Origin of the sequence: Microbacterium sp. cf046, assembly GCF_900114345.1 — a bacterium.
Classification (GTDB): domain Bacteria; phylum Actinomycetota; class Actinomycetes; order Actinomycetales; family Microbacteriaceae; genus Microbacterium.
In genome coordinates this window covers 1,256,539-1,275,111 of sequence record NZ_FOZJ01000002.1, presented here as the reverse complement: position 1 = coordinate 1,275,111, position 18,573 = coordinate 1,256,539, and the positions used below count along the sequence as shown (strand labels likewise).

Sequence of the window (18,573 nt, the reverse complement as noted above, 5' to 3'; positions counted from 1 at the left end):
CTACACGACCGGTGTCGGCTCCTCGCTCATGGACTCGAGCGTTCGGCCCTTCGTCTCCTTCACGTACTTGATCACGAAGAAGATCGCGACGAACGCGAAGACCGTGTACACGCCGTAGGCGAGGCCGAGCCCGACGGCAGCGAGCGCCGGGAAGGTCGTCGAGATCACGAAGTTGGCCGTCCACTGCGCGGCGGCGGCGACCGAGAGGGCGACGGCGCGGATCTTGTTGCTGAACATCTCGCCCAGCAGCACCCAGACGACCGGTCCCCATGACGCGCCGAAGAACACGACGTACAGGTTCGCGGCGATCAGGGCCGTCGTGCCCGCGGCGCCGTCCAGGACGGGCTGCCCGTTGACGATCGGCGCTGAGGCGAAGATGAACGTGAGCACCGCAAGGCAGGCGAACTGGCCCATCGCGCCGACCAGGAGCAGCGGTTTGCGGCCGACCTTGTCGATCAGCATGATCGCGATGATCGTGGTCACGATGTTGGTCACCGAGGTGATCACCGTGATCGTCAGGGAGTCCTGCTCGTCGAAGCCGACCGCCTGCCACAGCGTCGTGGAGTAGTAGAAGATCACGTTGATGCCGGTGAACTGCTGCAGCACCGAGAGGCCGATGCCGATCCACACGATCGGCAGGAGGTTGAACCTGCCGCGTCTGAGAATCGCGAAGCGCGGGCGATCGGACTTGCCCTCGACCGTCTTGAGGATGTCGGTCGAGACCTTCTCGACGTCGCCGCCGACGTAGCGCGTGAGGACTTCCTTCGCCTTGCTCATCTCACCGCGTGCGATCAGATACCGCGGCGACTCGGGGATCGTCAGCGCGAGCACGCCGTAGATCACCGCCGGGATGACCTCCACCAGGAACATCCAGCGCCACGCCTCGAGTCCGAGCAGCCAGGGAGCGGTCGCGGTTCCGGCGGCCGCGACGATCGCGGCATCGCTGAGCAGGGCGACGAAGATGCCGGAGACGATCGCCAGCTGCTGCAGCGAGCCGAGGCGACCGCGGTACGCCGGCGGAGAGACCTCCGCGATGTACGCCGGAGCGATGACGGATGCCGCGCCGACGCCCAGACCGCCGACGATGCGCCAGAACGAGAAGTCCCACACGGTGAACGCGAGCCCGCAGCCGATCGCGCTGGCCACGAACAGCGCGGCCGCGATGAGCATGACCCGGATGCGTCCGTAGCGATCGGCGATGCGCCCGGCGTACCACGCGCCGATCGCGCAGCCGATCAGCGCCGATGCGACCGCGAAGCCCAGCAGGAACGGACCGGTGCTGAACTGCTCTCCGATCGCGCTCACCGCGCCGTTGATCACGGCCGTGTCGAAGCCGAAGAGGAAGCCGCCGAGGGCCGCGGTCGCGGCGACCAGCACCACGCGGGCGATCGGCACCGAGACGTCGTGGGGGTCGGATGCCTGGGCTGAACTCATGGGCGGATCCTCCTCGTTCGTGCACAACGAGCAGCGTTGCCCGCCTGGCCTCACCCTGTCGTGATCGGCGCGGCCCTGTCAAGGGAGGGCGCGGCGCGCGGGCGACGGCGGTGGCGGGACGCGCGGCTACAGTGAACACATGCCCGTGACACTTCTCGGCGCGGCCGAGATCCGCGCGCTGGCCGCCGAGCTGGAGGTCACCCCGACCAAGAAGCTCGGCCAGAACTTCGTCGTCGATGCGAACTCCGTGCGGCGGATCGTGCATGTCGCACAGGTCGCGCCGGGTGAGCACGTGGTCGAGGTCGGCCCGGGTCTCGGGTCGCTGACGCTCGCGATCCTCGAGGCCGGCGCGACGGTCACCGCGGTGGAGATCGACCACCGGCTGGCCGCTCGCCTGCCCGAGACGGCCGCCGCACACGGTGTCCCGGACGGCGCCTTGGAGGTCGTCGATGCCGACGCGCTGCGGCTGACCGAGCTGCCCGGCGATCCGGAGGTGCTCGTCGCGAACCTGCCCTACAACGTGTCGGTCCCCGTGCTGCTGCACTTCCTGGAGAGCTTCCCGTCCATCCGGCGCGGCGTCGTGATGGTCCAGGCCGAGGTCGGCGAACGCCTCGCGGCGCCTCCCGGGTCCAAGACCTACGGTGCGCCGAGTGTGAAAGCAGCCTGGTACGGCCCGTGGCGGCTCGCCGGCAAAGTGTCGCGGCAGGTGTTCTGGCCCGTGCCCAACGTGGACAGCGTGCTGGTCGCCTTCACTCGCGACGACGAGCTGCGCGGCACCGAGGCGGAGCGCGTGCGGACCTTCCAGATCGTCGATGCCGCCTTCCAGCAGCGACGGAAGATGCTCCGGCAGGCGGTCTCGGGTGTGCTCGGCGGGTCCGCCGCTTCGGCATCCGCGATCCTCGAGCGCGCGGGCGTGGCCCCCACGGCGCGCGGAGAAGAGCTCGGCGTGGAGGACTTCCTGCGCATCGCGCAAGCCTCCTAGCTCTGCGTCGTCGACTGTTCGGGTCCTGTCATCCCGGCGTTCACGAAACATGCCTGTAACATTTCCCCCGACCCGCCACCATGGCGGCGACGGCGACCGTTCCTCGACCGCGGCCCGCCGACTGGGGAGGGTCCCATGCGCACGGCGGAGTATCCGGCGCCCGAACGGGTGCTGCTCCATCTCAGCGACACACATCTGCGAGCAGCCGGTTCGCGACTGTTCGACCTCGTCGACGCGCGTGACCGCCTGGTCCGTGCGCTGACGGCGATCGAAGCCTCGGGCATCGCGCCGGACGGAGTGATCTTCACGGGGGACCTCGTCGACCTGGGCGAGGGCGATGCCTATTCCGAGTTGCGCGCCCTGGTCGAGCCGTTCGCGCACCGGCTGGGCACACGGGTGTTCTGGGTGATGGGAAATCACGACGATCGCGCGCAGTTCCGGCTTCGTCTCCTGGACGAGCCGTCTGCCTCGGAGCCGCAGCCGGTCGACCGCGTCGACGAGCTCGACGGGCTGCGGCTGGTCACCCTCGACACCAGCGTGCCCGGATTCCACCACGGCGAGCTGCGCGATGCCCAGCTCGAATGGCTCGCCGGGGTGCTCGCGACTCCTGCGCCTCTGGGCACGATCCTCGCGATGCACCATCCGCCGGTGCCGAGCGTTCTGCCGCTGGCGGGGAGCGTCGAACTGCGGGACCAGTCGCGCCTGGCCCGCGTGCTCCGCGGCACCGACGTCCGCGCGATCATCGCCGGCCATCTCCACTACTCGACGTTCGCGACCTTCGCGGGCATCCCGGTATCGGTCGCGTCATCCACCTGCTACGCGCAGGATCTGACGGTGCCGGTAGGAGGGACCCGCCCGCAGGACGGCGCACAGGCCTTCAACTTGGTGCACGTCTACGACGACACGATCGTGCACTCGGTCGTCCCGGTCGAGGCGCCGAACGCCCTCGAGCACATCGACGCGGCCGAAGCCCAGCGTAGGCTGGCGGCCGCCGGTGTGCAGGCTCTCAGCGCGTCGCGACGGATCGCTCCGCCGACGGAGCCGATCCCCGTTCTGCGCTGACCTCTTCGCGCTCCCACGGCGCTCGGATCGGGAACATCCGCTCCAGGATGCCGGTGACGGTGCGCACCCGCAGGTCCTCGGGCATCTCGCCCGAGCCGCCGTCGTTGAGGCAGAACATGTCGACGTCGCGTCGGCGGGCCAGGCGCTCCATCCCGGCGAGGGATGCCGCGAGCGTGGTCTGCACGTAGCGCACCCGAGGCCGCGTCGTGGCGATCGCCCGCCCGGTGAACTGCGCGTAGTAGTGGTACAGGCTGTTGGTCACCGAGATGTCGGTGGCTGAGCGGAAGCGGGAGGCCGCGGTGCGCGCGAAGTCCTCGGGGAATGCCCGCTCGAGCTCGTCGACGACGCTCCGGCGCAGGGGCGTGGCGCAGTGCTCGAGGTCGCGCGTGATCGTGCGGCCGAAGCGCTCACGCAGCAGCGCCCGGTTCACCCGGAGCGCATTGTCGTGTCCGCTGCGGTGCACAGCCGAGCCGCCCGCGCCGATCCGGATGCCGCACTCCACGAACCGCGTCAGCCCGGCGGGGGAGAAGAACAGCTCCGGTTCGACGGGTCGCCCGAAGAACATGTCGTCGTTCGAGTAGAGGAAGTGCTCCGCGAGCCCGTCGATGCGATGCAGCTGCGACTCGACGGCGTGCGAGTTGTGGATCGGCAGGACCGACGTGTCGGCGAAGAACTCCTCGCTGCGCACGATCGTCACCTTCGGATGCTCGAGCAGCCACGCGGGGGCGGGCGAGTCGGTCGCGATGAAGATGCGGCGGACCCAGGGTGCGTACATGTGCACGCTGCGAAGTGCGTAGCGCAGTTCGTCGACGTGCCGGTATCGTGCGGGACCGTCATCTCCCTCGCCGACGACGTACTCGGCCAGCTGCGCGGCGCGCTGGCGCTGGAAGTCGGTGGACGAGCCGTCCACCCACGAGAAGACCATGTCGACGTCTTCGGTGAACTCCGCGGGGTGCACGTCGAACATTCCGCGGATCGTCCGCCAGCGGCGCCCGTACCGCTCGACCTCGGTGAACTCGAGATCCGAGACCGGTGTGAGCCGACGGGTCACCGCGTTGTCGTGCGGCGCTTCGACGAGCTCCTCGCCGAAGCGCCAGAATTCCAGTCGGATGCCGATCTCGTGGTCGTACCGGAGCTCGCCGTGCTCCGAGATCCGAGGTCGGTACACCCGGATCGAGGCGGGTGCGGCCACCGGCGTCTCCAGCTCGGCGGCGAGGATGGCCGCATGCGCCTTCCGCTTCACGTAGAGCGGTTCGGGCAGTTCGCTCAGCGCGGATGCCGCGGCCGCGGCATCCGCCACGTCCACGACGAGGACCGGGATGCGCAGATCATGCCGGACCAGCAGCACCGGAACTCCGGCATGCTCGAGGACACGCGCCGTCAGCAGCAGGTCCTCCGTGCGCGCGTCGTCGGGCGTGGTGCGCTCGTGGCGCAGCCGCAGAACGCCGCGATCGAGGACGATGTCGTCGCGCTCGAGAAGCGCGGCCCAGCTGCGGGGGTGGGCGGGCAGAGCGGACAGCGTCGCCATAGGACCTCCAAATGGACAGAGGGCAAGACTAGGCGCCGTGCGTTTCGGTCACATTTCGCGATCGCGCCCTTGACAACCGCCAGCGGACGTGCTGCCCACGTCTTCGTGACCCGTGCCCTGCGCGCACGGCCCGGGCTAGGCTCGGGGCGTGACCGACGCACCCCGATTCCGCCCTGACGTCAACGAGCTCCACCGGCCCTATGCGGCCGCCGCCGATCGGTACTCCGGGACCGAGTATCGCCAGGTCGGGGCGTCCGGCCTCTACCTGCCGCCGATCTCGCTCGGCCTGTGGTGGAACTTCGGAGACAACATCCCGTTCGACAACCAGCGCGCGGTGCTGCGCCACGCGTTCGACATCGGCATCACCCACTTCGACCTCGCGAACAACTACGGCCCCCCGTACGGGACGGCCGAGACGAACTTCGGGCGGATGATGCGCGAGGACTTCGCCCCGTACCGGGACGAGCTGATCATCTCGTCCAAGGCCGGCTACGACATGTGGCCCGGACCGTACGGCGACCTCGGCTCGCGGAAGTACATCCTCGCGAGCGCGGAGCAGTCCCTGAAGCGCATGAGCGTCGAGTACGTCGACATCTTCTACTCGCACCGGGTCGATCCGATCACGCCGATCGAGGAGACGATCGGAGCCCTCGACACGCTCGTCCGGCAGGGCAAGGCGCTGTACGTCGGCATCTCCTCGTACAGCGCCGAACGAACGGCGATCGCCGCCGCGGTCGCGCGCAGCCTCGGCACGCCGCTGGTGATCCACCAGCCCGCCTACTCGATCCTCAATCGGTGGGTCGAGGACGGCCTGACCGGCGTGCTCAAGCAGGAGGGCATGGGCGCGATCGCGTTCACGCCGCTCGCGCAGGGACTGCTCACCGACAAGTACCTCGGCGAGGGTCCGGCCGACAGGGCGCAGAAGCGCTCGTCGATCCCGGACAGGCAGCTCTCGGATGCCGGGCTCTCGGCGCTGCGCAGCCTCGATGTGATCGCCAAGCAGCGCGGGCAGACGCTCGCTCAGATGGCGATCCAATGGGTGCTTCGCGACCCGGTGGTCACGTCCGCGCTGATCGGCGCGTCCCGCCCCGAACAGCTGGACGAGAACGTCGCGGCCGTCGCGGGACCCGCGTTCGACACAGAGGAGCTCGAGGAGATCGACGCGCTGTCCGGCCGTCTCGACGTCGACCTGTGGGCGGAGTCGGCCCAGCTGTGAGTCGCGCTTACGTCGCCGACCGCGTCCACGTCAGGGCGCCCGGGAAGCTGAACCTCTTCTTCGAGGTCGGCGACGTCCAGGACGACGGATACCACGAGGTGGCATCCGCGTATCAGGCGGTCTCGCTCTACGAAGACGTGTGGGCCGAGCCTGCCGCCGACTACTCGGTGTCGGTCTCGGGAACCGTCGACGTGTCGGGCGTGCCCGAAGACGACCGCAACCTGGCATTGCGGGCGGCCCGGCTCGTCGCGCAGAAGGCCGGGCACACCGGCGGCGTCCACCTGGAGATCGTCAAGCACGTGCCGGTCGCCGGGGGAATGGGCGGGGGATCGGCGGATGCCGCGGCCGCGCTGGTCGCGTGCGACGCGCTCTGGGGGGCCGACCTGGGCGCGGCTCAGCTGCAGCAGCTCGCCGCGCGTCTGGGAGCGGACGTGCCGTTCTCCCTCATGGGAGGCACGGCCATCGGGACCGGCCGAGGCGACCAGCTGAGCCCCGCGCTGGCGAAGGGGCGGTTCGACTGGGTGATCGTGCCCTCCGGTGCGGGGCTGTCCACGCCCGAGGTGTACGCGCACCTTGACGCGCTGCGGACCCGGCCCGACATCCTCTCTTCCGTACGCACGCCGGCCGTGGACCCGGGCGTGCTGCACGCGCTGCGCGCGGGGGATCCGATCGCGCTGGCGGAGAGTGTACGCAACGATCTGCAGGCGGCAGCGCTGTCGCTCCGGCCCGAATTGCGGGAGGCGCTCGAGCTCGGCGAGGAGGCGGGCGCCCTGGCCGGTCTGGTCTCGGGCTCCGGTCCGACACTCGCGTTCCTCGCGGCGGATCCCGAGTCCGCCCTCGAGCTGCAGGTCGTCCTCTCGGCAGCGGGCTACGAGGCCCTCCACGTGCACGGACCGGTCCACGGCGCGCGGGTGCTGTAGCCGTTGGCAGGTCGCCGAGACCGGGTGAATCTAGCCTTTGAGTCGCCGGATTGCAACGATCCGCCATTTCGGGTCCGGCGTCCGAGGGGTTCGCTACGCTCGAAAAGCAGTCGGATGACCGGCTGATGCGACGAGGTGCCGACGCGCCTCCGGGAGAGGAACGGCGCCGATGATCGAGTTCCGTTCGACGAGCAAGGAATTCCCCGACGGCACGCGCGCCGTCGAGGACTTCAGCCTGATCATCCCGTCGCGAAAGACCACGGTCTTCGTCGGATCGTCGGGCTGCGGCAAGACGACGCTGCTGCGGATGATCAACCGCATGGTCGATCCGACCGGCGGCGACATAGAGATCGACGGCGAGAGCATCCTCACGCGGGACCCCGTCGCCCTCCGTCGCAGCATCGGCTACGTGATGCAGAACTCCGGGCTGATGCCGCATTTCACCGTGATCGACAATGTCGCGACGGTGCCGGTCCTCAGCGGCGTGCCGAAGAAGCGCGCGCGCGAGCAGGCGCTCGAGCTGCTCGACACGGTGGGGCTCGACCGGTCCCTCGCCAAGCGGTACCCGAGCCAGCTCTCCGGCGGCCAGCAGCAGCGCGTCGGAGTCGCCCGCGGCCTCGCGGCCGACCCGAACATCCTCCTGATGGACGAGCCCTTCGGCGCCGTCGACCCGATCGTGCGCGCCGATCTTCAGCAGGAGCTCATCCGGCTGCAGCGCGAACTCGGCAAGACTGTCGTGTTCGTCACGCACGACATCGACGAGGCCTTCCTGCTCGGCGATCAGGTGGTGATCCTGCAGAAGGGCGCCAAGATCGCGCAGGTCGGTTCGCCGAGCGAGATCATCGAGAACCCCGCCGACGATTTCGTCGCGAGCTTCATCGGATCCGATCGCGGCAAGCGCGCGCTCTCGCTCAAGCACACAGACCGCGGCACCGTCGTCGTCGACAGCGAAGGCCGCACACAGGGGTCGATCGTGGAGAGCGCGCTGCCGGAGGCGGCGCTGCAGGAGACGGAAACGTGAACTGGGTCGCGAACAACCTCGACCTGATCTGGGAGCTGACCCTGGTGCACCTGCGCCAGTCGGTCGTCGCGATCATCCTCGGCTTCGCGCTCTCGCTGCCGCTGGGCTGGCTGGCCTGGAGGTACCGGGTCGCCCGGGGCGGCATCCTGACGGTGACCGGCCTGCTGTATACGATCCCCTCGCTCGCGCTGCTCATGATCATCCCCGTGATCGTCGGGCTTCCGCCGTTCAACGAGGTGAACCTGATCCTGGCGCTCACGATCTACGCGATCGCGCTCATGGTTCGATCGGTCACCGACGGGCTCGACTCCGTCGACGCATCCGTGCGGCTCTCGGCCACGGCGATGGGCTACGGCGCCGGCCGGCGCTTCTGGGCCGTGGATCTGCCGCTCGCCGGGCCGGTCATCCTGGCCGGCCTTCGCGTCACCGCGGTCAGCACGATCGCGCTCGCCACCGTGGGCGCCCTGATCGGCGTGACGAACCTCGGCTACCTGTTCACGAACGGCTCGCAGCGGCGTATCATCCCGGAGGTGCTCGCCGGAATCGTCGCGGTCGTGGTCATCGCCCTGGTGCTCGACGGGCTGCTGATCGCCGCGGGACGGGTGCTGATGCCGTGGTCGCGGGCGCAGCGGCGCCGGGTCCGGCGCGGCGCCCTGCCGTTGGAGGTGAGCGTCGCATGAACCTCATCGCCGAAGCCATCGCATGGATCTTCTCCGGAAACCCCGGGGCCGGCCTCGCTCCCATCCCCGTCGCGCTCGGTCAGCACCTCTTCTTCACGTTCGTATCCGTGCTGATTGCCGCCCTGATCGCCGTCCCGCTCGGCTGGGCGATCGGGCACACGGGCAAAGGCCGCGACATCGCGGTCGCGATCTCAGGAGCCGCGCGCGCGATCCCGTCGTTCGGGCTCCTGATCCTCCTCTTCCTGCTCCTCGGCGTGCTGCGCACGACCGAGGCCGCCATCATCACGTTCGTGCTCCTGGCGATTCCGTCGATCCTCGCGGGCGCGTACACCGGGTTCGAGGCGATCGACCGCAAGGTGATCGACGCGGCCCGCTCGATGGGCATGACGCAGTGGCAGGTCCTGTGGCGCGTCGAGGTGCCGCTCGGGCTCTCGCTCCTGATCGCAGGCCTGCGCTCGGCGACGCTCCAGGTCGTGGCGACCGTCACGATCGCCGCCTTCATCAACCTCGGCGGGCTCGGACAGTACATCCTGGCCGGCATCCCGCTGCGTCGCTTCGACATCGTCCTGGGCGGCGCACTGCTCGTGGCCGCCCTGGCCCTCGTGCTGGACGGCATCTTCGCCCTCCTGCAGCGCGCATCCATCCCGGCGGGCGTGCGCGCCTCGCAATCCGAACATCGATCCGCTCCGAAGAGATCGGCGTCCGCTCGCACGGCGTCCGCTGCTGTCTCCTGACCACCGCTCCATCCCAACCCAGAGGAAGAACAATGTTCACAGCAAAGAAGTCCCGGCTCGCGCTGGCCGCGGCCGTCCTCACCGGTGTCGCGCTCGTCGCGGCCGGGTGCGCCTCCAGCGACCCCCTCGCCCCCGAGACGGACGCCCCGGCGGCGGGCGAGACGATCGTGATCGGCTCGCAGGCCTACTACTCGAACGAGATCATCGCCGAGATCTACGCCCAGGCACTGGAGAACGGCGGGTTCGAGGTGTCTCGTGACGCCTTCAACTCGGGTCAGCGCGACGCGTACATCCCTGCGCTCGAGGCCGGTGAGATCACCCTGTTCCCCGAGTACTCGGGCAACCTCCTGCAGTTCTTCGACCCGGAGACGACGGCACGGACCTCCGACGACGTCTACGCGGCGCTGCCCGACGCGCTGCCCGACGGTCTCAGCGTGCTCGACCAGTCCAGCGCGACCGACCAGGACTCCTATACCGTGACGAAGGCGTTCGCCGATGAGAACTCGCTCGTCACGATCGGCGACCTTGCGAACGTCAGCACCCCGCTCACCCTGGGCGGTGCGCCCGAGCTCGCCGAGCGTCCGTACGGACCCGCCGGCCTGCTCGAGACGTACGGCGTGACCGTCGCGTTCTCGCCGACTGCCGACACCACGGTCGAGGCCCTGCTGGCGAACACCGTCCAGGTCGCGAACGTGTACACCGCCGACCCCCGCATCCAGACCGACGACCTGGTCGTCCTGGAAGACCCCGAGGGTCTGTTCCTCGCCTCGAACGTCGTGCCCGTCGTCAGCGGCGAGCTCCCGGACGGCGCGGCCGAGATCATCAACGCGATCAGCGCTGCGCTCACGCCCGAGGGCCTGGTCGCGCTCAACGTGCAGAGCACGGTCGACCAGGAGTCGACGCCTGACATCGCCAAGGCCTGGCTCACCGAGAACGGCTTGATCTAGGAGTTCTCTGACCGCGAGACTGCAACGGCGCGTCGGGACTGCGGGTTCATCCCGCAGTCCCGAGCACCCGTCGCAGTCTCGCGGTCTGTGCGGGCGGACGTACCATCGAGGGATGCTGCGCGCCGAGGACATCGTCCGCTTCGACGATGCGCCACCGCCGCCGGGCGAGAGTCCGTGGGTCGGCGCAGTCGAGCCGTCGGCGCAGATCGCGATCGTCGAGGCCGATCCGCGCTGGCCGACCGAGTTCGCGGAGCTCGAGCGCAGCATCCGGCATGCCCTGGGCGACCGCGCGCTGAGCGTGAGCCATGTCGGCTCGACCTCCGTGCCGGATCTGCCGGCGAAGCCGGTGATCGACATCGACCTGATCGTCGCGGACTCGTCCGACGAGAGCGCGTACGTCGGGCCGCTCGAGGAAGCCGGATTCGTCCTCCGCGTGCGCGAGCCGTGGTGGTACGAGCACCGCTGCCTCGTCCTCGCCGACCCTCGCTGCAACCTGCACGTCTTCTCGCCCGACAGCGCCGAGGTCGCGCGTCACGCGATCTTCCGCGACTGGCTGCGTGCGAATCCGCAGGATCGCGACCTCTACCGCGATGCGAAGCTCGAGGCGGCGGATGCGGCCACCCGGGCCGGCGAGCACGTGATGCAGTACAACGCCCGCAAGCAGCGCGTCATCCGCGAGATCTACTACCGCGCCTTCCGTGCCGCGGGTCTGCCGGCCTGAACCCGGCCTCGCGACCGGCGACAGTCAGTGGCCGAGCGCCTCGCCGACCTCGAGCCACCGCTCCTCCAGTGCGGCGAGCTCGGCTTCGAGGCTCTGCAGCTCGGCGTTCAGCCTGCCGATGCCGACGTAGTCGGACTGATCGTGGGTGGCGAGGTCGTCGTGGGCCGCCGTGATGCGCGTCGCGATCTTCGCGAGCTGCCGGTCGATCGCGTTGAATTCCTTCTCGACGGTCCGCCGGTCCGCCCCGGTCAGTCCCGCAGCCGCCGGCGGAGGAGCAGCGGATGCCGCGGCCGGTGCGTCCCGGATCGCGGCGCGTCGCCGGAGGTACTCGTCCACACCGCCGGGCAGGTGCCGCAGACCGCCGTTCTCGATCGCGTACTGCTGATCGGTCACGCGCTCGATGAGGTAGCGGTCGTGCGAGACCACGAGCAGGGTCCCGGGCCACGAGTCCAGCAGATCCTCCAGAGCGGCGAGCATGTCGGTGTCGAGGTCGTTGGAGGGCTCGTCGAGGATCAGCACGTTGGGTTCGCCCAGGAGCACGAGCAGCAGCTGCAGACGCCGCTTCTGGCCGCCGGAGAGGTCGCGAACCGGAGTCGAGAGCTCCGATGAGCGGAACCCGAGGCGCTCGAGCAGCTGGGTGGGAGTGAGCTCCTTGCCGCCCGAGACGTACGAGGTCTTCTGCAGCGCGAGCACATCGCGCACGCGCTCGTCGGCGTACTGGTCCAGCTCGGTGAGGCGCTGGCTGAGGACGGCCACCTGCACGGTCTTGCCGCGCTTCACGCGCCCCGAGGTCGCCTCGACCGTGCCCGACACCAGGCCGAGGAGCGTCGATTTCCCGACGCCGTTCGGACCCAGGATGCCGGTGCGCTCGCCCGGCGCGATGCGCCATTCGACGTCCTTCAGGACGGGACCACCGCCGTAGTCGACACCGGCATCGAGCAGATCGACGACGTCCTTGCCGAGCCGCGCGGTGGCGAGCTTCGCGAGCTCGACGTTGTCGCGCGGCGGCGGCTCGTCCTCGATGAGCTGGGTCGCCGCCTCGATGCGGAACTTCGGCTTCGACGTGCGCGCCGGCGCACCGCGCCGCAGCCACGCCAGCTCCTTGCGCAGGATGTTGCGCCGCTTCGTCTCGGCGAGGTTCGACTGGCGCTGTCGCTCGACGCGCTGCAGCACGTAGGCCGCATAGCCGCCTTCGAACGGGTCGACCGTGCCGTCGTGCACCTCCCACATCCGCGTGCACACGGCGTCGAGGAACCAGCGGTCGTGGGTGACGAGCAGCAGGCCGCCGGAGTTGCGTGGCCAGCGGTCGGCGAGATGGGCCGCGAGCCACGCGACGCCCTCGACGTCCAGGTGGTTGGTGGGCTCGTCCAGCGCGACGACGTCCCATTCGCCGACGAGCAGGCGCGCCAGCCCGACGCGCCTGCGCTGGCCGCCCGAGAGTCCGGAGACGACGGTGTCGAGCGGCACGTCGCGAAGCAGTCCGTCCAGCACATCCCGCACGCGCGCGTCGCCGAGCCATTCGTGCTCGGGCCGGTCGCCGACGATCGCGTGGCGCACTGTCTCGTCATCGGGCAGATCGTCGTCCTGCGCCAGCATCCCGACCCGCACACCGCCGCGCAGCGTGACGCGACCGGCGTCCGGCTCCATGCGGCCGGTGAGGACCTTCATGAGCGTGGACTTGCCGTCGCCGTTGCGCCCGACGATGCCGATGCGATCGCCGCCGTCGACCCCGACCGTCACGTCGTCGAGGACGACCTTCGCGGGGAATTCGACGTGCAGATGCTCTCCGCCGAGGAGATGGGCCATCCCTCCAGCCTAGGCCGGGCGCTCACGTGCCGAACCCACACCGTCCCCGCGAACCCATGCGCTGCGGCGCTCGGGAGCGCATGGGTTCGCGGGGAAAGAATGGGTTCGGCGCCCGGGCTAAGCGCGTGGACGGAGAGCAGCCAGGAGGCTCTCCGCCGAGGCGAGGCCCACTGCGCGGGGCTCTGCGGAGAAGTCGTGCTCGGCGCGCAGATCGTAGAAGGCGTGGAGCACGGTCGATTCGACGACCTCGTCGATGCGGGTGTGCCGGACCGCCTCCTGCGCGTCGACCCGTTCTGCGTCAGTCGTCAGGTCGGCGGCGTCGATGCCGACGAAGCCGACCGAGAGCACCTCTCGCGGATCATCGACCGAGACGGCGTCGAACACCCGAGCGGGCACGCCGAAGCCTTCGTCCGCCTGCCAGGCGTCGATGAACTCCTCGAACGTGACCCCTTCGCGGAGTCGACGGCGGAACAGCGCGATGATCACGCGCCCAGAGTATCGCCGCTCGCCCCCGGGCACAGGGGATGACGCCGGGGCACTGCGGTCCGGGTCATCGAGCTGATCATCGCGGCCGCGGGGCGGGCGGCGGCGGCACTTCCTTCGCGGCGATCACGGCGGCCAGCGCGACGGTCTCCAGACCCCTCCGCGTCTCGACCACGATGTGGTCGGCGTCCCGTGACCGCAACCAGCCGAGGGCGTCCGTCGCGCGGCCGTCATCGAGCAGGTGACGCGCGACGATCCGCGTGCCCAGCGGGATGCCGCGCAGCAGCTCCTGAGGCGTCACCAGTTGCCGACCGAGTAGTCCTTCAGGAAGACCCCGAACACATCCTCGCCGGCTTCGCCGCGCACGATCGGGTCGTACACCCGCGCAGCGCCGTCGACCAGGTCCAGGGGCGCGTGGAAGCCCTCCTCGGCCAGCCGCACCTTCGTGGGGTGCGGACGCTCATCGGTGATCCACCCGGTGTCGACGCTCGTCATCAGGATGCCGTCGGTCTCGAACATCTCGCGCGCACTCGTGCGGGTCAGCATGTTCACCGCGGCCTTCGCCATGTTCGTGTGCGGATGCCCCGGACCCTTGTACCCGCGCCCGAACACCCCCTCCATGGCGCTCACGTTCACGACGTACTTCCGCCGCGCCGTGCTGGCCGCCATCGACGGACGCAGCTTCGAGATCAGCAGGAAGGGTGCGGTCGTGTTGGCGAGCTGCACCTCCAGCATCTCGAGCGGCTCGACCTGCTGCACGTGCTGGGTCCACGAGTTCGAGTCGTGCAGATCGGGCACGAGGCCCCCGGCATCGATCGCAGTCCCCGCGGCGAGGCGATCGAGCGAGCTGGAACCGGCGGCCATCGCCTGCTCCGTGAGCTCGTCCGCCCGCGCGGCCGCCGCGGCGAGGATCGGATGCGCGCTCACCGATTGCGCGAGCGCGAGCGGGTGCGCGTCGTTCGTGTGCCCGAAGGTCTCCAGCTCCGGAAGCGGTCCGTCGGGCAGCGGCGCGAGCTCGGCATCCACGAGCGGCTGATAGGCGCCGGGGGAGCGGCGGACCGTCTGGGTGGCGTTGTTGATCAGGATGTCGAGCGGCCCCTGCGCGGCGACGGACTCGGCGAGTCCGATCACCTGGGCGGGGTCGCGCAGGTCGATGCCGACCACGCGCAGCCGGTGGATCCACTCGGCGGAGTCGGGGAGGCTCGTGAACCGGCGCACGGCGTCGCGCGGGAACCGGGTGGTGATCGTCGTGTGCGCGCCGTCCCGCAGCAGTCGCAGCGCGATGTACATCCCGATCTTGGCGCGGCCGCCGGTCAGCAGTGCGCGCCTGCCGGTGAGATCGGTGCGGGCATCGCGCTTGGCGTGACTCATCGCCGCGCACGTCGGGCAGAGCTGGTGGTAGAACGCGTCGACCTGCGTATACGGCTGCTTGCAGATGTAGCAGGGCCGCGCCTTCAGCAGGGTGCCCGCGGTCGGCGAACTCGCCCGCGTCTCGAGCGGGATGCCGCGCGTCTCGTCGTCGATCCGGTCGGGCGCGCCCGTCGCGGTCGCCGCCACGACGCTGCGGTCTGCTTCCGCGATCGCCTCGCGGATCTCGCGGCGCCGCTCCTTCTTGACCGCCTTGAACATCTGCGCGGTCGCCTGACGGACCGTCACATAGTCCGGATGGGCGGGGTCGACCGCGGTCATCTGCGCGAGCACGCGGAGCGTGGTCTCCAGCTCCGCGGGGTCGATGCCGCTCGCATTCGCGTCGGGACGATCGGGCGGGGAGTCGGCGGAGGGCACACGGAATTCTACCCGCGCCGAGCTTCGAGCCGGCCGGGGGTCAGGAGTCGAAGCCGAGGCTGAGCTTCCGCAGCAGGCCTGCGAGCCGCTCCCGGTCCGAGCGCGACAGCGTGCCGAGCAGGAGCGCCTCGGCGTCCACGAGACGCGTGATCGCGGCATCCACCCGGGTCTTGCCGTCGCCGGTGAGCGTGACCAGGATGCTGCGCCCGTCGTCCGGGTCGTCCTCGCGGCGCACGAGGCGCCGGCCGACGAGACGGTCGATGCGGTTGGTCATCGTCCCGCTCGAGACGAGGGTCTGCTGCAGGAGCGCCTTCGGGCTCAGCTGGAACGGTTCGCCGGCGCGACGGAGGGCCGACAGGACATCCCACTCCCACGGCTCGAGGTCGCTGCGGCGGAACGCGTCGCGACGCGCGCGGTCGAGGTGCCGGGAGAGCCGGTCGACGCGCGAGAGCACTTCGAGGGGGGAGAAGTCGAGGTCCGGTCGCTGCGCGATCCAGGCTTCGACGATCCGATCGACCTCGTCAGTCTCGTGCGCCATGTGCCCATTATCGCGGGAGAGGCTCCGGCGGCCGTCTGGCAGACTTGTCGGGCGGCCGCCCCTGTCGGGCGGGGGTCGCGGTCCGCCGTGGTGTAATGGCAGCACGACAGCCTTTGGAGCTGTGAGGTCTAGGTTCGAATCCTGGCGGCGGAGCATGTCTGAGAACACCATCGAACCCCAGCTGGCCGTCGTGATCCTCGCCGCGGGTCAGGGCACCCGGATGCGCTCGACGCTCCCGAAGGTGCTCCACCGCATCGGCGGTCGCCCGCTGCTCGGCCACGTGCTGGACACCGCCCGTGCGCTGGATCCGCAGAGCGTGCTGGTCGTCGTGCGGCACGAGCGCGACCTCGTCGCCGACGCCGTGCTCGGCGTCGCCCCCGATGTGCTGGTCGTCGATCAGGACGAGGTTCCCGGCACCGGACGCGCCGTCGAGATGGCGATCGCCCAGGTGCCCGACTTCACGGGCGACATCCTCGTGCTGAGCGGCGACGTTCCGCTCCTCGATGACGAGACCCTGGCGCGCCTGATCCGCACGCACCGCGAGAGCGGCGCGGCTGCGACGGTCCTGAGCGCGGTCGTCGACGACGCGACCGGCTACGGCAGGGTCATCCGCGACAGCGCCGGCGGCGTGCAGCGCATCGTCGAGCAGAAGGACGCGACCGACGACGAGGCATCTGTCCGGGAGATCAACGCCGGGGTCTACGTCTTCCAGTCCGGCCCGCTGCGCGCCCACATCTCACTCGTCGGCACGGCCAACGCGCAGGGTGAGCGGTACCTGACCGACGTCGTCGCGCTGCTGCGCGACTCGCGGCTCACCGTGGGTGTGTCGCAGGCATCCGACGCGACCGCCGCGCTGGGCGTGAACGACCGGGTGCAGCTGTCGGAGGCCGCGCGCATCCTCAACGCGCGCACCGTCCGACGATGGCAGCTCGAAGGCGCGATGATCCTCGACCCCGCCACCACATGGATCGACGTCACCGCCAACCTCGCCCCCGATGTGACCGTGCTGCCGAACACGCACATCCTGCGCGCGAGCACGGTCGCCGCGGGCGCCACGATCGGTCCCGACACGAGCCTCGTGGACTGCGAGGTCGGCGAGAACGCGACAGTCACCCGCACCGATGCCACACTCGCGGTGATCGGAGCCGGTGCGACCGTCGGCCCCTTCGCCTATCTGCGCCCCGGCACGTACCTCGGCGACCGCGGCAAGATCGGCACGTTCGTCGAGACGAAGAACTCCACGATCGGCGAGCGCAGCAAGGTGCCGCACCTGTCGTACATCGGCGACACGACGATCGGGACGGGCGTGAACCTCGGCGCCGGTGCGATCACGGCCAACTACGACGACATCGCGAAGCACCGCACCGAGATCGGCGACGAGGTGCACTCCGGCTCGCACAACGTGTTCGTGGCGCCCGTTAGGATCGGTGCAGGCGCGAAGACCGGGGCCGGAGCGGTGATCCGCAAGGATGTGCCCGCCGGTGCCCTGGCGCTCAGCGTGGCTCCTCAGCGCAACGTCGAGGGGTGGGTCGAGACGAACCGACCGGGCACCGCCGCGGCTCAGGCTGCGGCCGACGCCCGGTCCGCACAGAAGGCGGACGATGGCGCGCAAGAGGAAGACGGTTGATCTCGACCGCGAGAACGACATCGCCCCGGGGCTGGTAGCCAAGACCAAGAAGCGGCTCGTCGTCGCAGGCGGCCGCTCGCACCCCGCGCTTTCGGCGGATGTCGCCGCGGCGATCGGCACCGAGCTGGTGCCGACCGAGTACCGCACCTTCGCCTCCGGCGAGATCCTCACCCGCTTCGAAGTGTCGATCCGCGGGTGCGACTTCTTCCTGATCCAGAGCTTCGGGCCACCGGTCAACGAGTGGCTCATGGAGACGCTCATCATGCTGGATGCCGCCAAGCGCGCATCCGCGAAGCGCATCACCGTCGTCGCCCCCTACTACCCCTACTCCCGTCAGGACAAGAAGAGCCGGGGCCGCGAGCCCATCAGCGCCCGACTCGTGGCGGACCTGCTCAAGACAGCCGGAGCGGATCGCGTCATGAGCGTCGACCTGCACGCCGCGCAGATCCAGGGCTTCTTCGACGGCCCGGTCGACCACCTGTTCGCCAAGCCGGTGCTGCTCGAGTACTTCGAACGCACGCTCTCGGCGGCCGACCGCGCGAAGCTCACCGTGGTCTCTCCCGACACCGGACGCGTGCGGGTTGCCGACACCTGGTCGGACAGCCTGGGCGCACCGCTCGCGATCATCCACAAGCGCCGCGACCCGAACGTCGCGAACCAGGTGACGGTCAACGAGATCGTCGGTCAGGTCGACGGCCGGGTCTGCCTGCTGGTGGACGACATGATCGATACGGGCGGCACGATCGTGAAGGCCGCCGAGGCGCTGAAGAAGAACGGCGCCGAGCGGGTGATCGTCGCGGCCACCCACGCGATCTTCAGCGATCCCGCCGCGCAGCGCCTCCAGTCCGACGCGATCGACGAAGTCGTAGTCACCGACACTGTGCCGATTCCGGAGCACAAGCGCTTCCCGTCGCTCACGATCCTGCCGATCGCCCCGCTGCTCGCGCGTGCGATCCACGAAGTCTTCGAAGACGGGTCCGTCACGAGCATGTTCGACGGCGCGGCCTAGCCCGCAGGCACACCACCAGCGGGCCCCGGCAGCGCGCACGGCGGGTCGCCGGCGCGCCGCCGCGGGGCCTCGGCGAGCCC

The 18,573-nt window shown here is 69.9% G+C and carries 18 protein-coding genes and 1 tRNA gene; 12 read left to right on the top strand and 7 right to left on the bottom strand.

Features of this window, described 5'->3' with window-relative positions:
- The gene (locus tag BM349_RS12330; protein ID WP_091707108.1) at window positions 1-1,434 is read right to left on the bottom strand and encodes a sugar porter family MFS transporter; all 1,434 of its coding nucleotides are present in this window, start codon (window positions 1,432-1,434) and stop codon (window positions 1-3) included.
- Between the two features lie 139 nt (window positions 1,435-1,573).
- Between BM349_RS12330 and rsmA the strand changes: the two genes are divergently transcribed.
- A complete protein-coding gene (rsmA, locus tag BM349_RS12325) occupies window positions 1,574-2,416 on the top strand; it encodes a 16S rRNA (adenine(1518)-N(6)/adenine(1519)-N(6))-dimethyltransferase RsmA (RefSeq protein WP_091707107.1) in 843 nt (280 codons plus the stop codon).
- 135 nt (window positions 2,417-2,551) lie between these two features.
- Window positions 2,552-3,478 (top strand): phosphodiesterase, encoded by a 927-nt coding sequence (locus tag BM349_RS12320; protein WP_091707106.1) that lies wholly within the window; start codon window positions 2,552-2,554, stop codon window positions 3,476-3,478.
- Here the strand turns inward: BM349_RS12320 and BM349_RS12315 are convergent.
- Complete coding sequence (locus tag BM349_RS12315) at window positions 3,423-5,006, bottom strand: stealth conserved region 3 domain-containing protein (RefSeq protein WP_091707105.1); 1,584 nt, start codon at window positions 5,004-5,006, stop codon at window positions 3,423-3,425. The genes BM349_RS12320 and BM349_RS12315 overlap by 56 nt on opposite strands.
- 148 nt (window positions 5,007-5,154) lie before the next feature.
- Between BM349_RS12315 and mgrA the strand changes: the two genes are divergently transcribed.
- The 7 genes from mgrA to BM349_RS12280 all read left to right on the top strand — a co-directional run bounded on the left by mgrA (window position 5,155) and on the right by BM349_RS12280 (window position 11,245).
- Window positions 5,155-6,222 carry an L-glyceraldehyde 3-phosphate reductase gene (mgrA, locus tag BM349_RS12310; protein ID WP_091707104.1) on the top strand — a complete coding sequence of 356 codons (1,068 nt, stop codon included), beginning with the start codon at window positions 5,155-5,157 and terminating at the stop codon, window positions 6,220-6,222.
- Entirely contained in the window at window positions 6,219-7,142 is a 924-nt protein-coding gene (locus BM349_RS12305) for a 4-(cytidine 5'-diphospho)-2-C-methyl-D-erythritol kinase (protein WP_091707103.1), read from the top strand. Before mgrA ends, BM349_RS12305 begins: the two co-directional genes overlap by 4 nt.
- Window positions 7,143-7,311: 169 nt before the next feature.
- Window positions 7,312-8,163 carry an ABC transporter ATP-binding protein gene (locus BM349_RS12300; RefSeq protein WP_091707102.1) on the top strand — a complete coding sequence of 284 codons (852 nt, stop codon included), beginning with the start codon at window positions 7,312-7,314 and terminating at the stop codon, window positions 8,161-8,163.
- Window positions 8,160-8,843, top strand: a complete 684-nt coding sequence (locus BM349_RS12295; RefSeq protein ID WP_091707101.1) for an ABC transporter permease — start codon at window positions 8,160-8,162, stop codon at window positions 8,841-8,843. The genes BM349_RS12300 and BM349_RS12295 overlap by 4 nt, the downstream gene beginning before the upstream one ends.
- Window positions 8,840-9,577, top strand: coding sequence for an ABC transporter permease (locus BM349_RS12290; protein WP_091707100.1), 738 nt, complete (start codon window positions 8,840-8,842; stop codon window positions 9,575-9,577). Before BM349_RS12295 ends, BM349_RS12290 begins: the two co-directional genes overlap by 4 nt.
- Window positions 9,578-9,609: 32 nt before the next feature.
- Entirely contained in the window at window positions 9,610-10,524 is a 915-nt protein-coding gene (locus BM349_RS12285; protein WP_091707099.1) for an ABC transporter substrate-binding protein, read from the top strand.
- A 112-nt stretch (window positions 10,525-10,636) separates the two neighbouring features.
- The gene (locus tag BM349_RS12280) at window positions 10,637-11,245 is read left to right on the top strand and encodes a GrpB family protein (RefSeq protein ID WP_091707098.1); all 609 of its coding nucleotides are present in this window, start codon (window positions 10,637-10,639) and stop codon (window positions 11,243-11,245) included.
- 24 nt (window positions 11,246-11,269) lie between these two features.
- Here BM349_RS12280 and BM349_RS12275 read toward each other — a convergent pair whose 3' ends face one another.
- From BM349_RS12275 to BM349_RS12255, 5 genes are all read right to left on the bottom strand, one after another.
- The gene (locus BM349_RS12275) at window positions 11,270-13,051 is read right to left on the bottom strand and encodes an ABC-F family ATP-binding cassette domain-containing protein (protein WP_091707097.1); all 1,782 of its coding nucleotides are present in this window, start codon (window positions 13,049-13,051) and stop codon (window positions 11,270-11,272) included.
- 117 nt (window positions 13,052-13,168) lie between these two features.
- Window positions 13,169-13,537, bottom strand: a complete 369-nt coding sequence (locus BM349_RS12270) for a hypothetical protein (RefSeq protein WP_091707096.1) — start codon at window positions 13,535-13,537, stop codon at window positions 13,169-13,171.
- Between the two features lie 76 nt (window positions 13,538-13,613).
- The gene (locus tag BM349_RS12265; protein WP_254773849.1) at window positions 13,614-13,835 is read right to left on the bottom strand and encodes a hypothetical protein; all 222 of its coding nucleotides are present in this window, start codon (window positions 13,833-13,835) and stop codon (window positions 13,614-13,616) included.
- Window positions 13,832-15,319: an SDR family oxidoreductase gene (locus tag BM349_RS12260; protein ID WP_254773848.1), complete on the bottom strand. Its 1,488-nt coding sequence runs from the start codon at window positions 15,317-15,319 to the stop codon at window positions 13,832-13,834. The genes BM349_RS12265 and BM349_RS12260 overlap by 4 nt, the downstream gene beginning before the upstream one ends.
- A 40-nt stretch (window positions 15,320-15,359) precedes the next feature.
- Window positions 15,360-15,857 (bottom strand): MarR family winged helix-turn-helix transcriptional regulator, encoded by a 498-nt coding sequence (locus BM349_RS12255; protein ID WP_091707094.1) that lies wholly within the window; start codon window positions 15,855-15,857, stop codon window positions 15,360-15,362.
- 81 nt (window positions 15,858-15,938) lie between these two features.
- Here BM349_RS12255 and BM349_RS12250 point away from each other — a divergent pair.
- From BM349_RS12250 to BM349_RS12240, 3 genes are all read left to right on the top strand, one after another.
- Window positions 15,939-16,010 (top strand) — tRNA-Gln (locus tag BM349_RS12250).
- Window position 16,011: 1 nt separating this feature from the next.
- Window positions 16,012-17,484 (top strand): bifunctional UDP-N-acetylglucosamine diphosphorylase/glucosamine-1-phosphate N-acetyltransferase GlmU, encoded by a 1,473-nt coding sequence (gene glmU / locus BM349_RS12245; RefSeq protein ID WP_091707093.1) that lies wholly within the window; start codon window positions 16,012-16,014, stop codon window positions 17,482-17,484.
- Entirely contained in the window at window positions 17,459-18,493 is a 1,035-nt protein-coding gene (locus BM349_RS12240) for a ribose-phosphate diphosphokinase (RefSeq protein ID WP_091707092.1), read from the top strand. The genes glmU and BM349_RS12240 overlap by 26 nt, the downstream gene beginning before the upstream one ends.
- Window positions 18,494-18,573: the final 80 nt, after the last annotated feature.

What these genes read in the sequence shown, in the direction of transcription:
- BM349_RS12255 (WP_091707094.1), bottom strand. Translation starts at nt 15,857, where the DNA reads ATGGCGCACGAGACTGACGAGGTCGATCGGATCGTCGAAGCCTGGATC.
- BM349_RS12315 (WP_091707105.1), bottom strand. Translation starts at nt 5,006, where the DNA reads ATGGCGACGCTGTCCGCTCTGCCCGCCCACCCCCGCAGCTGGGCCGCG.
- BM349_RS12275 (WP_091707097.1), bottom strand. Translation starts at nt 13,051, where the DNA reads ATGGCCCATCTCCTCGGCGGAGAGCATCTGCACGTCGAATTCCCCGCG.
- glmU (WP_091707093.1), top strand. Translation starts at nt 16,012, where the DNA reads ATGTCTGAGAACACCATCGAACCCCAGCTGGCCGTCGTGATCCTCGCC.
- rsmA (WP_091707107.1), top strand. Translation starts at nt 1,574, where the DNA reads ATGCCCGTGACACTTCTCGGCGCGGCCGAGATCCGCGCGCTGGCCGCC.
- BM349_RS12240 (WP_091707092.1), top strand. Translation starts at nt 17,459, where the DNA reads ATGGCGCGCAAGAGGAAGACGGTTGATCTCGACCGCGAGAACGACATC.
- BM349_RS12300 (WP_091707102.1), top strand. Translation starts at nt 7,312, where the DNA reads ATGATCGAGTTCCGTTCGACGAGCAAGGAATTCCCCGACGGCACGCGC.
- BM349_RS12280 (WP_091707098.1), top strand. Translation starts at nt 10,637, where the DNA reads ATGCTGCGCGCCGAGGACATCGTCCGCTTCGACGATGCGCCACCGCCG.
- BM349_RS12330 (WP_091707108.1), bottom strand. Translation starts at nt 1,434, where the DNA reads ATGAGTTCAGCCCAGGCATCCGACCCCCACGACGTCTCGGTGCCGATC.
- BM349_RS12285 (WP_091707099.1), top strand. Translation starts at nt 9,610, where the DNA reads ATGTTCACAGCAAAGAAGTCCCGGCTCGCGCTGGCCGCGGCCGTCCTC.
- BM349_RS12320 (WP_091707106.1), top strand. Translation starts at nt 2,552, where the DNA reads ATGCGCACGGCGGAGTATCCGGCGCCCGAACGGGTGCTGCTCCATCTC.
- BM349_RS12290 (WP_091707100.1), top strand. Translation starts at nt 8,840, where the DNA reads ATGAACCTCATCGCCGAAGCCATCGCATGGATCTTCTCCGGAAACCCC.